Origin of the sequence: Sphingomonas sp. Leaf198 (genome assembly GCF_001424005.1) — a bacterium.
Lineage (GTDB): Bacteria > Pseudomonadota > Alphaproteobacteria > Sphingomonadales > Sphingomonadaceae > Sphingomonas.
Genome location: NZ_LMPX01000002.1, coordinates 731,481 through 744,400, shown reverse-complemented (window position 1 = coordinate 744,400; position 12,920 = coordinate 731,481). Strand labels below are relative to the sequence as shown.

General features: G+C 66.3%; 12 protein-coding genes. All 12 read left to right on the top strand.

The annotated features are described in order from the left end of the window. Positions 1-22 precede the first annotated feature (22 nt). On the top strand, positions 23-766 hold the full coding sequence (locus ASG20_RS10460; RefSeq protein ID WP_056051712.1) for a YebC/PmpR family DNA-binding transcriptional regulator: 744 nt from the start codon (positions 23-25) through the stop codon (positions 764-766). Between the two features lie 195 nt (positions 767-961). After that, entirely contained in the window at positions 962-1,468 is a 507-nt protein-coding gene (gene ruvC / locus ASG20_RS10455; protein WP_056051710.1) for a crossover junction endodeoxyribonuclease RuvC, read from the top strand. Between the two features lie 249 nt (positions 1,469-1,717). Then, positions 1,718-2,710, top strand: a complete 993-nt coding sequence (locus tag ASG20_RS10450) for a hypothetical protein (protein WP_168371623.1) — start codon at positions 1,718-1,720, stop codon at positions 2,708-2,710. Positions 2,711-2,785: 75 nt separating this feature from the next. Next, positions 2,786-3,382: a Holliday junction branch migration protein RuvA gene (gene ruvA / locus ASG20_RS10445; protein ID WP_056051705.1), complete on the top strand. Its 597-nt coding sequence runs from the start codon at positions 2,786-2,788 to the stop codon at positions 3,380-3,382. Positions 3,383-3,410: 28 nt separating this feature from the next. Further along, positions 3,411-3,617 carry a type II toxin-antitoxin system HicB family antitoxin gene (locus ASG20_RS10440; RefSeq protein ID WP_056051703.1) on the top strand — a complete coding sequence of 69 codons (207 nt, stop codon included), beginning with the start codon at positions 3,411-3,413 and terminating at the stop codon, positions 3,615-3,617. A gap of 25 nt (positions 3,618-3,642) precedes the next feature. Beyond that, positions 3,643-3,828: a type II toxin-antitoxin system HicA family toxin gene (locus tag ASG20_RS10435; RefSeq protein WP_231420241.1), complete on the top strand. Its 186-nt coding sequence runs from the start codon at positions 3,643-3,645 to the stop codon at positions 3,826-3,828. A gap of 145 nt (positions 3,829-3,973) precedes the next feature. Next, complete coding sequence (ruvB, locus tag ASG20_RS10430; RefSeq protein ID WP_056051700.1) at positions 3,974-4,996, top strand: Holliday junction branch migration DNA helicase RuvB; 1,023 nt, start codon at positions 3,974-3,976, stop codon at positions 4,994-4,996. Between the two features lie 230 nt (positions 4,997-5,226). Beyond that, positions 5,227-7,500 carry a phosphoenolpyruvate--protein phosphotransferase gene (gene ptsP, locus ASG20_RS10425; protein ID WP_056051697.1) on the top strand — a complete coding sequence of 758 codons (2,274 nt, stop codon included), beginning with the start codon at positions 5,227-5,229 and terminating at the stop codon, positions 7,498-7,500. A gap of 101 nt (positions 7,501-7,601) precedes the next feature. Then, positions 7,602-8,546 carry a helix-turn-helix domain-containing protein gene (locus ASG20_RS10420; protein WP_056051695.1) on the top strand — a complete coding sequence of 315 codons (945 nt, stop codon included), beginning with the start codon at positions 7,602-7,604 and terminating at the stop codon, positions 8,544-8,546. 96 nt (positions 8,547-8,642) lie between these two features. Next, a complete protein-coding gene (locus tag ASG20_RS10415; RefSeq protein ID WP_056051693.1) occupies positions 8,643-9,563 on the top strand; it encodes a tetratricopeptide repeat protein in 921 nt (306 codons plus the stop codon). Positions 9,564-9,756: 193 nt separating this feature from the next. Beyond that, complete coding sequence (gene tilS, locus ASG20_RS10410; protein ID WP_056051692.1) at positions 9,757-10,725, top strand: tRNA lysidine(34) synthetase TilS; 969 nt, start codon at positions 9,757-9,759, stop codon at positions 10,723-10,725. Between the two features lie 140 nt (positions 10,726-10,865). After that, on the top strand, positions 10,866-12,857 hold the full coding sequence (gene ftsH, locus ASG20_RS10405) for an ATP-dependent zinc metalloprotease FtsH (protein WP_056051689.1): 1,992 nt from the start codon (positions 10,866-10,868) through the stop codon (positions 12,855-12,857). The last annotated feature ends 63 nt before the right edge of the window (positions 12,858-12,920 follow it).

Genomic DNA, 12,920 nt, shown 5'->3' with positions numbered 1-12,920 from the left:
CATCAGGCTATTAGAGGCACCGATGGCAGGCCATTCCAAATACAAGAATATCATGTACCGCAAGGGCGCGCAGGACAAGAAGCGCTCGTCGGCGTTCAGCAAGCTCAGCCGGGAAATCACGGTCGCGGCCAAGATGGGCCTGCCGGATGTCGACATGAACCCGCGCCTGCGTGCGGCGGTCAATGCGGCCAAGGCGGCGTCGCTGCCGAAGGAGAACATCCAGCGCTCGATCGACAAGGCGAGCCGCGGGGATGCGGAGAATTACGAAGAGATCCGGTACGAGGGCTTCGGTCCCGGCGGCGTGTCGCTGATCATCGAGGCGCTGACCGACAACCGCAACCGCACCGCGACCAACGTGCGCGTCGCGGTCGGCAAGAACGGCGGCAATCTGGGCGCGGGCGGTTCGGTCAGCCACGCGTTCGACCGCGTCGGGCTGATCTCGTATCCGGCAAGCGCGGGCGATGCCGACACGGTGTTCGAAGCCGCGCTCGAAGCGGGCGCCGAGGACGTCACGTCGAGCGAGGACGGCCATGAGGTCTGGACCGCGCAGGGCGACCTGCACGAGGTGGCCAAGGCTCTGGAAGCGAAGCTCGGCGAGGCCGAAGGCGCAAAGCTCGCCTGGCGCCCGCAGGTGATGGTCGCGGTCGGTGCTGACGATGCGGCGACGCTGTTCAAGCTGATCGACGCGCTCGACGACGACGACGACGTGCAGACGGTGTGGGGCAATTACGAGATCTCCGACGAGATCATGGAGACCTTGGGTTGAGATGAAGAAGGTTTGTTCGCGCGGAGGCGCGGAGGCGCGGAGAGTGGCGCTTCGTGGCTACGTCCTCCGCGCCAGCGGCCTCATTTCTGTCGGCCGGCCCGGAGAATCGAAAGTCCCGCTGACGCGAGACGATCGCCAGGAACGCACCACCTCCGCGCCTCCGCGCCTCCGCGCGAACCAATCTTCTTTCTTCTCATGATCATCCTCGGACTCGACCCCGGCCTCGGCACCACCGGCTGGGGCGTCATTCGCGCCGATGGCAACCGCCTGAGCCATATTGCCAACGGCCAGATCAAGACCGATCCGTCGATGGCGCTCCCCCGCCGCCTCACCGCGCTGTACAATGCGCTGATCGACGTCATCCGCACCGAACGCCCCGACGGCGCGGCGGTCGAGGAGGTGCTCGGCAACACCAACGCACAGTCGACGCTGAAGCTCGGCCAGGCGCGCGGCGTCGTGCTGCTCGCTGCGGCCGGCGCCGGGCTGCATATCGGCGAATATCATCCCTCGACCGTCAAGAAAGGCGTCGTCGGCACCGGTGGCGCGGACAAGAAACAGATCCAGGCGATGATGGCGGTACTGCTGCCGGGCGCGAAACTCGCCGGCCCCGATGCCGCCGACGCGCTGGCGGTAGCGATCACGCATGCGCATCATGTCGCCAGCGCGGCGGCGATGTCGCGACGGAGCGGCTTCGGCCTCTGACCTGCCCGTTCCTGCCCGAGATGGCAGCTCGGATCCGCGTTCACGTCCTTTCGATCGGGCCGCTGCCTTGCAGGGCTGCGCGTGTTGTATGGATCGTCGCTACAGTAGCCCGCCCCGTTTAACTTGAATAAAGCTCGCACTGCCGCGTAACGATGGGCTAAGGATCGTGCGGGGTTCGGCTGCCGCGGTTCAATCGCCGTGGGTTTTCGGTGCCGAAAAGAAACTTTGCTACGCCGTTCAGGGGGAATGATGCTCGTAGATCACGTGCGCGGGGGCACCAATAGCCCGGCCGTGCCCATCGAGGCCTTTGCGATGCCACCCGGCATGCGCATGCGCTACGACCTTCCCGATCCGGCGCTGGCGGAGTTGGTGACCGGCTACGCGATCTATAGCAATGTCGACCGCGCACCGATGATCAATTGGTATCTGCCTGCACCGGCGATGATCTCGGTGCTCGTCGACGCCGGCCCTCTCGACGTGTCGATCGGCAACCACCGCTTCGGCCCGCTCGATCGCGCGAGTCTCTATGGTCCGACCAGCAGGGCGTTCCGCACCGAGACGCACGGTGGCATCGCCGTCGGTATCGGCTTGAGCGCGCTCGGATGGGCACGGATGACGGTGCGATCGGCGGGCGATTTCCATAACCGCGTCGTACCGCTCGCTGGCGTGGCGGGGCCCGCCATATCGACCAGATTGGCCGACGGGCTGGACCTGCTGGACGACGACGCCAAGATCAAGCCGCTGCTCGATTCCATCCTTCCCTCGCTGTTCCGGCGACCCCACCCGCGCGAAGACCTGATCCGCGCGTTCGGTGCGCTCACCGTGACCGACGGCGTGATCGAGATGAAGGATGTCGCCGATCGGCTCGATATCCCGACGCACGAACTCAGGCGGATGGCGACGCGCTATTTCGGGATGCCGCCGAAGCTGCTGCTGCGGCGAGCGCGGTTCCTGCGATCGTTCATCCGGTTGATCACCGATGCGGGGCTGAACGATTATTCGAAGATCGACAGCAGCTATTTCGATGCCTCGCACTTTCTGCGCGATGCCGGCACGTTTCTCGGCACGACGCCGCGGCGGTTCGTCGCATCGGAGACGGTGTTCCTGAAGGCGAGCCTGCGCGCGCGCGCCGCGGTCATCGGTGCGCCTACCCAGGCGCTCCACGGTGTGCACAAGCCCGCGCCGTCCACGGCATCGCGTTCCCAGGCCAGCGAACCCGCGGCGAGCCAATTGCGAGGGTGAGGCGATCGAACCGGTCATGACGGTCTTGTTTTGCCGGGATGACGCGCCCGCGGCATTGTTCTACCGCCATCGATCATGATCGCGCATCTCAAAGGACGTCTGGACTCGACCGGTATCGATCATGCGGTGATCGACGTCGGCGGAGTCGGTTATCTGGTCGGCGCCTCCGCGCGGACGCTGTCGACACTCGGCCCGATCGGCGAGGCGGCGACCGTCTTCACCGAGATGCTCGTGTCGGAGGATTCGATCCGTCTCGTCGGGTTTTCGAGCGGGTCCGAACGCGACTGGTTCCGATTGCTGACGGGCGTGCAGGGTGTCGGCGCACGCGTTGCGCTGGCGATCCTGTCCGCGCTCGAACCCAATGATCTGTCGCGCGCGATCGCCAGCGGCGACAAGGCGATGGTCGCGCGCGCCAATGGTGTCGGACCCAAGCTCGCGCAGCGCATCGTCATGGAATTGAAGGACAAGACCGGCGGTATCGTGCTCGGGCCAGGCGGCACCACCGCGGCGCCTGTCGTCGGCGCCGGCGCGGATGCGGTGTCGGCACTGCTCAACCTCGGGTTCCGCCCCGCCGAAGCCTCCACCGCCGTCGCCGCGGCGGAAGAGGAACTGGGGACGGACGCCACGCTCGACGCGTTAGTCCGACTGGCGCTGCGCAAGGCGTCGCGGTAGAGCCGGATCGTTCAAGAAGGAATGTGCCATGCAGGTCACTGCTGTTCTTACCGTTGCGGAGGAAGGCGGGTTCGTCGCCTATAATCCGGAAACCGGCACGACCAGCCAGGGCGAAACGGTGGAGGAGGCGATCGGCAATCTGCGCGAGGCGGTCGAACTCTACCTCGACGTCTTTCCGATGCGGATAGTCGGCGCGCCTTTGGTGACGAGCTTCACCGTCGCCGAACATGCCTGAGCTTCCTGTTCTTTCCGGCGCTGAAATGATCAAGCGGCTGGAACGGCTCGGGTTCGAGCAGATACGGCAACGCGGTAGTCACGTGATCCTGCGCCGCGGCACAGTCGGCTGCGTCGTACCGATCCACGATCCGCTTAAAAAAGGCACGATGGCCGGCATTTTGCGACAGGCGCATGTAAGCCGCGAAGAGTTCGTAGAGGCGGCAAGGTGACCATGCCACGTATTATCGTCGTTGATTTCGCTACCGCACCTCCGCTCGTCGCTGTCGGCGCAAACTGGGATTATTCTATCATCGACAAGGGTCTGGACGGCGACGGCCCGCAGAGCGGCGCAGTGCTATGTGAGGGGTCGGCGCGGTGACAGACGACCGCATCCTGACTGCCGCCAAGCGCCCCGAAGACATCGACGCCGCGCTGCGCCCCAAGACGCTCGACGAATTCGTCGGGCAGAAGGCCGCCCGCGAGAATCTGCGGATCTTTATCCAGGCGGCGAAATCGCGCGGTGATGCGCTCGATCACGTGCTGTTCTTCGGGCCGCCGGGGCTCGGCAAGACCACGCTCGCGCAGATCGTCGCGCGCGAGATGGGGGTGGGGTTTCGTGCCACCTCGGGGCCGGTCATCGCCAAGTCGGGCGATCTCGCCGCGCTGCTGACCAATCTCGAGGATGGCGACGTGCTGTTCATCGACGAGATCCACCGGTTGCAGCCCGCGGTCGAGGAAGTGCTGTACCCGGCGATGGAGGATCGTGCGCTCGACCTGATGATCGGCGAGGGGCCATCCGCGCGATCGGTGCGGATCGACCTGCCGCGGTTCACGCTGATCGGCGCGACCACGCGGCAAGGCCTGCTGACGACGCCGTTGAGGGATCGCTTCGGCATCCCGTTGCGGCTGCAATTCTACACCGTCGAGGAACTCGAGCGCGTCGTCACGCGAGCGGCAGGGTTGCTCGGCCTGGGCATTGCCAAGGACGGCGCGATGGAGATTGCGCGCCGTGCCCGCGGAACGCCGCGTATCGCCGGCCGGCTGCTCCGCCGGGTGCGCGATTTCGCCAATGTCGCGGGACACGAGACGGTCGACGCGCGGGCGGCGGATGCGGCGCTGAACCGGCTGGAGGTTGATTCGCTCGGGCTCGACGCGATGGATCGGCGTTATCTGATGATGATCGCCGACATCTACCGCGGCGGCCCGGTCGGCGTGGAGACTCTTGCCGCAGGGCTGAGCGAACCGCGCGACACGATCGAAGAAGTGATCGAGCCGTATCTGATCCAGCTCGGCCTGATCGCGCGCACCGCTCGCGGGCGGTTCCTGAACGCGGGCGGCTGGAAACATCTGGGCCTCAACCCACCCACCGGCAGCCAGGACGGCTTGTTCGACACCTGACTTCTCCCCCCTCCCTGGAAGGGAGGGGCAGGGGGTGGGTCGGCGTCCGCACATTCCAGACCTCGGGGGCTAAACTGGCCGACCCACCCCCAACCCCTCCCTTTCAGGGAGGGGAGAAGTCGCCATTCACAAACACTTGTAAGAAACCACACCCAGAGATCGATCGAACTTGGGTGCGACACTGCTTTTGTTGCGTGGCACCCAAGCGCTTCATCTGATAGCCAACCCGAATGCCCCTTTCGGCCGCCGCCTCCGCCCGCGAAATCCTCACCAGCCTTCACGACGTGATGGCGTCGCGCACGTCCGCGCAAGCCAAGCTCAATTCGGTCGTCGGCATCATCGCCACCGCGATCGATAGCGAGGTGTGCTCGATCTACCTCCTGCGCGAAGGCGTGCTCGAACTGTTCGCCACGCGTGGCCTCGATCAGGCCGCGGTCCACGTCACCAAGCTGGCGATGGGCGAGGGGCTGGTCGGGACGATCGCCGAGGACATCGAGGTGCTCAACCTCGACGAAGCCGCCAGCCACCCCGATTTCGCCTACAAGCCCGAGACCGGCGAGGACCGCTTCCACAGTTTTGCGGGCGTGCCGATCATCCGCCGCGAGCGCTCGGTGGGGGTGCTGGCCGTCCAGCACACCGATCGTCGCAAATATGCCGACGTCGAGATCGAGGCGTTGCAGACGGTCGCGATGGTGCTGTCCGAACTGATCGCCAACGCCGGGCTGATCGACACCACCGGCGGCGGCGCGGACCGGCCGCAGTCGACCGCGGCGATGCGGATCCCCGGCCAGAAGCTGGTCGACGGCATGGGCGCGGGCTACGCGGTCTATCACCAGCCGCGCATCCATATCGAGCACACCGTCGCCGAGGACACCGACGCCGAGCGCCACCGCGTCTACGCCGCGTTCGACAAGATGCGCGAAGGCATCGACCGGATGACGCGCGATGCCGAATTCGGCGTCGGCGGCGAGCATGTCGAAGTGCTCCAGACCTACAAGATGTTCGCCTATGACGAGGGTTGGGCGCGGCGCATCAACGAAGCGATCGACTCCGGCCTGACCGCCGAGGCGGCGATCGAACGCGTCCAGCAACGCACCCGTCAGCGCATGCGCCAGATCGACGATCCGCTGCTCGCCGACCGGATGCACGATCTGGAGGACCTGTCGAACCGGCTGCTTCGCATCGTCTCGGGCCAGATGGGCACCGCTGCGCAGATGGGCCTGCGCCAGGACACCATCCTCATCGCGCGCAATCTCGGCCCCGCCGAACTGCTGGAATACGACAAGCGGCGATTGAAGGGCGTGATCCTCGAGGAAGGTTCGCTCACCGCGCACGTCACGATCGTCGCGCGCGCGATGGGCGTACCCGTGCTCGGCCGCGTCCGCGATATCCGCAGGCTCGTGGCGGAAGGCGACATGCTGTTGCTCGACAGCGCCGAGAGCAACGTCTTCGCGCGGCCGTCGGCGGCGATGGAGGAGGCGTTCGAGGCGCGGCTCGCGATGCGGCAGAAGCGCAAGGCGGCGTTCGCGGCGCTGCGCGACGTGCCCCCGATCACCAAGGACGGCCACCGGCTGACGCTGATGGTCAACGCCGGCCTGCGCGACGACGTGGCCGCGCTCGACATCACCGGCGCGGACGGCATCGGCCTGTTCCGCACCGAGTTCCAGTTCCTCGTCTCCGCCACGCTGCCGCAGCGCGAGCGCCAGCAGCGGCTCTACCGCGAAGTGCTAGATGCGGCGGGTGATCGTCCCGTGATCTTCCGCACCGTCGATATCGGCGGCGACAAGGCGTTGCCGTATCTCAACAAGCACGATGCGGACGAGGAGAATCCGGCGATGGGCTGGCGCGCGCTGCGTCTCGGCCTGGAGCGCGACGGGTTGATGAAGGTGCAGGCCCGCGCGCTCCTGGAAGCCGCGGCGGGTCGCACGCTCAACGTGATGTTCCCGATGGTCAGCGAGCCGTGGGAGTTCGACGAGGCGCGCGCACTGTTCGAGGCGCAACGTCACTGGCTCGAGGGCCGCGGCCGAAAGATGCCGCTCGCGATCCGCTATGGTGCGATGCTCGAGGTGCCGGCGCTTGCCGAGATGCTCGACATCCTGCTGCCGAACATCGATTTCCTGTCGATCGGCACCAACGATCTGACGCAGTTCCTGTTCGCCGCCGATCGCGCGAACCCCAAGCTTGCCGAGCGTTACGACTGGCTCAGCCCGTCGATCCTGCGCTTCATCGCCCGGCTTATCGCGCCGGTTCGTGCGGCGGGCGTCGACCTGGCGGTCTGCGGCGAGATGGGCGGGTTGCCGCTGGAAGCGATGGCGTTGATCGGTCTCGGGATCGAGCGGTTGTCGATCACGCCGGCCGCGGTCGGCCCGATCAAGGCGATGACGCGCTCGCTCGATCGGTCGGCGTTGGCGCCGGTCATAACAGCGCTGCTCGCCAACCCGCCGCGCGACATGCGCGCCGCGCTGACCGCATGGGCGGTGGAAAACGGCGTCGAACTCACCTGAACCGCGTTTGCCTGCCGGCTGCGCGTTGACAGGACACGGACCGTCGTAGAAACGGAAACCATAGCGGGCGACGCTTTGAGAGCCCGGTTTCGGAGATAAGAATGGACGAGGTCGAACCCGGCCAGAACGCTGTGCCCGCTCCGACCGAGCGTGCTGGCGACATTCTTCGTACCGCACGCGAGGCGCAGGCGTTGAGCGTTGCCGATATCGCGACGCGGACCCGCGTACCGCTCCGCCATCTCGAGGCGATCGAGGCTTCGGACTATAGCGTCTTGCCGTCCGCGACCTATGCGATCGGTTTCGCGCGCGCCTATGCGCGCGCGGTCGGCGTCGACGAGGTGCCGATCGCGCAGATGGTCCGCGAAGACGTCGCCAAGCTCGGTCGCCGGACGCCCGAATACGAACCGTATGAGATGACCGACCCGTCGCGCGTGCCGTCGCGCGGGATCACGATCGTCGCGCTCGGGATCGCGATCGCCGTGCTCGTGCTGGTTGGCCTCTGGTACGGTACCGACATGTTCCGCGGATCGCGGACGTCGCCCGCCGACGTATCCGTCGCGCAGGTTCCGGCCGCGCCCGCAGCGAAGACCGCGCAGTCGGTGCCCGCCGCGCCGCGCCCGGCGAACGGGCAGGTGACGCTGACCGCTTCGGACGAGGTCTGGATGCGGGTCTACGACGCCGATAACAAGACGCTGTACCTGGGGACGATGAAGCCGGGCGAGAAGTTCGATGTGCCGCGCGATGCGAAGGACCCGAAGATCAACATCGGTCGTGCCGATAAGCTGGCGGTGACGCTCAACGGCGCCGCGGCGCCGGCGCTCGGTACCGGCGAGCGTGCGATCAAGGACGTTCCCGTCGGTGCGACGGCGATCGCCGCGCGGATCGCGGGAACACCCGAGCCACAGGCCACGCCAACGGCCTCGTCCGCGACCACCGAGCGGTCGCGCTCACGTCGCCCGAATACGCCCCGCCGTCCGCTCAGCGAAACGCAGCGCGCGAACCTCGACTCGGCTGAGACCCCCGCGCGGGCCACCACGAACCCGTGAGCAACGGCAGGCATCGCCAGGGTCTTAAGGCTGGCGACAGGAGGGGTAGTGTAGCTATACCCGGACGATTAACCAATTCACCGGGGGGCGTGGCCCATGCGTAAGTCAATTCTGGTCGGCGTCTGCCTCGCGGCTCTGTTGCCGGCGACCGCGCAGGCGCAGAACGTCGAGGGCCGCGTCGGCAAGCTCGAGAGCGAGATGCGCGCGGTGCAGCGCAAGGTGTTTCCCGGTGGCGCAGGCCAGATGCTCCAGCCCGAGGTCCGCGCGCCGCAAGGCGAACAGGGCCCCGGTCCGGGCTCGCCCGTGAACAGCGCGATCATCGATGTGACGCAGCGCGTTACCTCGCTCGAACAGCAGATGACCTCGCTCACCGAGCAGATCGAGCAGAACCAGAACCGCGTGCGCCAGTTGCAGGATGCGTTCGACAGCTATCGGCGCACCAACGATGCGCGGCTGAAAGCACTCGAAACCGGCCCCGCGACGATCGCGGCGGGCGGTCCGATCGAGCCTGACGACGCGTCGAACGGCGGTCCCTCGCGCCCGACACCGCGGCCCGATACGGCGGCCAAGCCAGGCGCGACTGCGCCGACACCGGCCAAGGTCTCGGTCGAGAAGCCGTCCACCGGCGACGCTGCGGAAGACGACTATATGTACGGCTATCGCCTGTGGGCGGCCAAGCAATACCCGCAGGCCGAGGCGCAGTTGAAGAAGGTCGTCGCGGACTATCCCAAGAGCAAGCGCGCCAGCTATGCGCAGAATCTGCTCGGCCGGTCGTATCTCGACGAGGGCAAGCCGAGCCTCGCGTCGATGGCGTTCTACGACAATTACAAGAAGATGCCCGATGGCGAACGCGCGCCCGACAGCCTGCTGTATCTGGGGCAGGCGCTGACCAAGCTCAACAAGCCTGCCGATGCGTGCAAGGTTTATGACGAACTGAACGACGTCTACGGCGCCAAGATGGCCGCGGCGATGAAGGGGCAGGTCGCTGCCGGACGCAGCGCGGCGAAGTGCAAGTAAGCGATCCCTCGATGCGTGTGCGAGATTCCCTGTTCGTGACTTCACGTCGCACACCAGCACTACCCCGGCGGAGGCCGGGGCCTAGTTGGGAAGGCCAGCGTAACGGCGGGCTGCGCTCAGTCATTACCGCTCGCCAATTGGGCCCCGACCTCCGCCGGGGTGGTGGCCGCTCGACGGTCAGGGCCCCTGCCGCATGACCGAAGAAGGACGCCGGTTCGCCGCCGACTTCGCGCGGCTCGCCAGCGACATCGCCAACCCGCTGTTCGCGGTATCCGGCGGCCCCGACAGCATGGCGATGCTGACGCTTGCGCACGAATCGCTCCCCCCCGGCTTCACGGTCGCCAGCATCGACCACCGCCTCCGCCCCGAAGCGGTCGAGGAATCCGCGATGGTCGCCGCGTATTGCGCGACGCTCGGCATTTCTCACGCCACGCTCGCGCCAAGCGAACCGATCACCGGTGCCAGCATCCAGGCGCAAGCCCGCACCACGCGCTATGCGCTGCTGACGGAGCACGCTCGCGCGATCGGGGCGGGGGCTCTCGTCACCGGACATCACGCCGACGATCAGGCCGAGACCTTCCTGATGCGGGCGGCGCGCGGTTCGGGTCTGGCCGGTCTCGCCGGCGTGCGGGCGCGCACCCACGTCAACGGCGTCATCGTGATTCGTCCATTGCTCGACTGGCGCCGCGCCGAACTCCGCGCGATCGTCCGTCGTGCCGAGGTGCCGTTCCTGGACGATCCCTCGAACCATGACGATCGCCATGATCGCACGCGGTTCCGCCGGTTGCTCGGGGAGAACGAATGGCTCGGCACGCCGAATCTCGCGCGCGCCGCCGCCGCGCTGGCCGAGACCGACACCGACGTCCGCGCGATGGTCGACTGGGTCTGGACCGAACGCGCCAAGGTCGGCGGTGGCGAGGTCAAGCTCGCGGTCGAGAATCTGCCACGCGAAATTCTCCGCCGTCTTGCCCGCCGCGCGATCGGCACGGTCCGCACCGAGGCGGGCATCGTCGCGCCCGAATGGACCGAGGCCGCCAACATCGAAAAGCTGCTCGACTCGCTCACGACCGGCAAGCGCACGACTCAGGCCGGCATCATCGCCAGCGTCCGCGGCGATGTCTGGCGGTTCCGCGAAGCACCGCCCCGCCGCGTTCTTGACTAACCTGCGTTCACGGCCAAACCAGAGCCTCTGCGTCCGGTAACATGACCGCCCGTTCACACTGATCAACGCAAGTCGCGCGTTGTTCCATTGCCATTAACCTGCGCGCGCTTATCTTGTGCGCTGAAAGGTATCGTGCACCCATGAACGACAACGAGAACCGCGGGCAGAAGCCCCAGGGCCCCGGCAACGGCGGTCCTGACAATGGCGGCGGCGGCAATCCTTGGATGAAGAGCCTGTTGATCTGGGTCGGCATCCTGCTCGCGCTGGCGCTGTTCGTGACCATGTTCGACGGCCGTACGGCCACGTCGGGCGGCAACACGATCGCGTATTCAGCGTTCCTCGACAAGGTCGACGAGGGCACCGTCAAGGACGTTAACATCTCGCGCGACATGATCTCGGGCACGTTGTCGTCGGGCGAGAAGTTCAAGTCGTACCCCATCCAAGACTCGACGCTCGTGCCGAAGCTGCGCGAGAAGGGCGTTGCCATCAGCGCGAAGCCCGAAGAGGGCCCGTCGATGCTGGCGCTGCTCCTGTATCAGTCGCTGCCGTTCCTGCTGTTCCTTGGCATCGCGTTCTTCGTGCTGAAGCAGATGCAGAAGAATTCGGGCTCCGGCGCGATGGGCTTCGGCAAGAGCCGCGCGAAAATGCTGACTCAGAAGGAGGGCAAGGTCACCTTCCAGGATGTCGCTGGCATCGACGAGGCTCGCGAAGAGCTCGAAGAAATCGTCGAGTTCCTGAAGGATCCGACCAAGTTCGCGCGTCTCGGCGGCAAGATCCCCAAGGGTGCCTTGCTGGTCGGTTCGCCGGGTACCGGCAAGACGCTGCTCGCCCGCGCGATCGCGGGTGAGGCCGGCGTGCCGTTCTTCACGATCTCGGGCTCCGACTTCGTAGAGATGTTCGTCGGCGTCGGTGCGAGCCGTGTCCGCGACATGTTCGAGCAGGCCAAGAAGTCCGCGCCGTGCATCGTCTTCATCGACGAAATCGATGCGGTCGGTCGTCACCGTGGCGCAGGCCTCGGCAACGGTAACGACGAGCGCGAGCAGACGCTGAACCAGCTGCTGGTCGAGATGGACGGCTTCGAGGCGAACGAAGGCATCATCATCATCGCCGCGACCAACCGTCCCGACGTGCTCGATCCGGCGCTGCTGCGGCCGGGCCGTTTCGATCGCCAGGTCACCGTGCCGCGTCCGGACATCGAGGGCCGCATAAAGATCCTCGAAGTCCACATGAAGAAGGTGCCGCTCGCACCCGATGTCGACGCGCGAGTCATCGCTCGTGGTACGCCTGGGTTCTCGGGTGCCGATCTCGCGAACCTCGTTAACGAGGCTGCACTGCATGCCGCGCGCAAGGGCAAGCGCTTGGTGGCGATGGCCGAGTTCGAGGAGGCCAAGGACAAGGTCATGATGGGCGCAGAGCGTCGCAGCATGGTCATGACCGACGACGAGAAGCGGATGACCGCGTATCACGAGGCCGGTCATGCCGTCGTTGCGATGCACGAGGCGGCGTCGGATCCGATCCACAAGGCGACGATCATCCCGCGCGGTCGGGCGCTGGGCATGGTCATGCGTCTGCCCGAGCGCGACTCGTACAGCTATCACCGTGACAAGATGTACGCGAACCTCGCGGTCTCGATGGGCGGTCGCGTCGCCGAGGAAGTCATCTTCGGCTACGACAAGGTGTCGAGCGGAGCCTCGGGCGACATCCAATACGCCACGGGTCTGGCGCGCGACATGGTCACGCGCTGGGGCATGTCGGACAAGGTTGGTCCGCTCGAATATGGCGAGCCCGAGGGTGAGTCGTTCCTCGGATACTCGTCGAGCCGTCCGTCGCGTATGTCCAACCAGACCGCGCAGCTGATCGACGACGAGATCAAGCGGATCGTCGAAGGTGGTCTCGACCGCGCCAAGCAGGTGTTGAGCGATCACGTCGATCAGCTCCACACTGTGGCCGGCGCGTTGCTCGAGTTCGAGACGCTGACCGGCGACGAGATCAAGCAGTTGATCGCGGGTGAGGACATCGATCGTCCTGATCCAGGTGCGAAGGCATCGACCGTGCCACGTGCGGGGACGTCGATCCCCAAGACGCGTCGCCCGAACGGTCCGTTCGGTACGCCGTCGCCGCTTGGGGCCTGATCGGTTCATCGAGGCGTAAGCCATTGATGTGTATGGGCAGTCGTTCTCCGGAAAGGCTGCCCA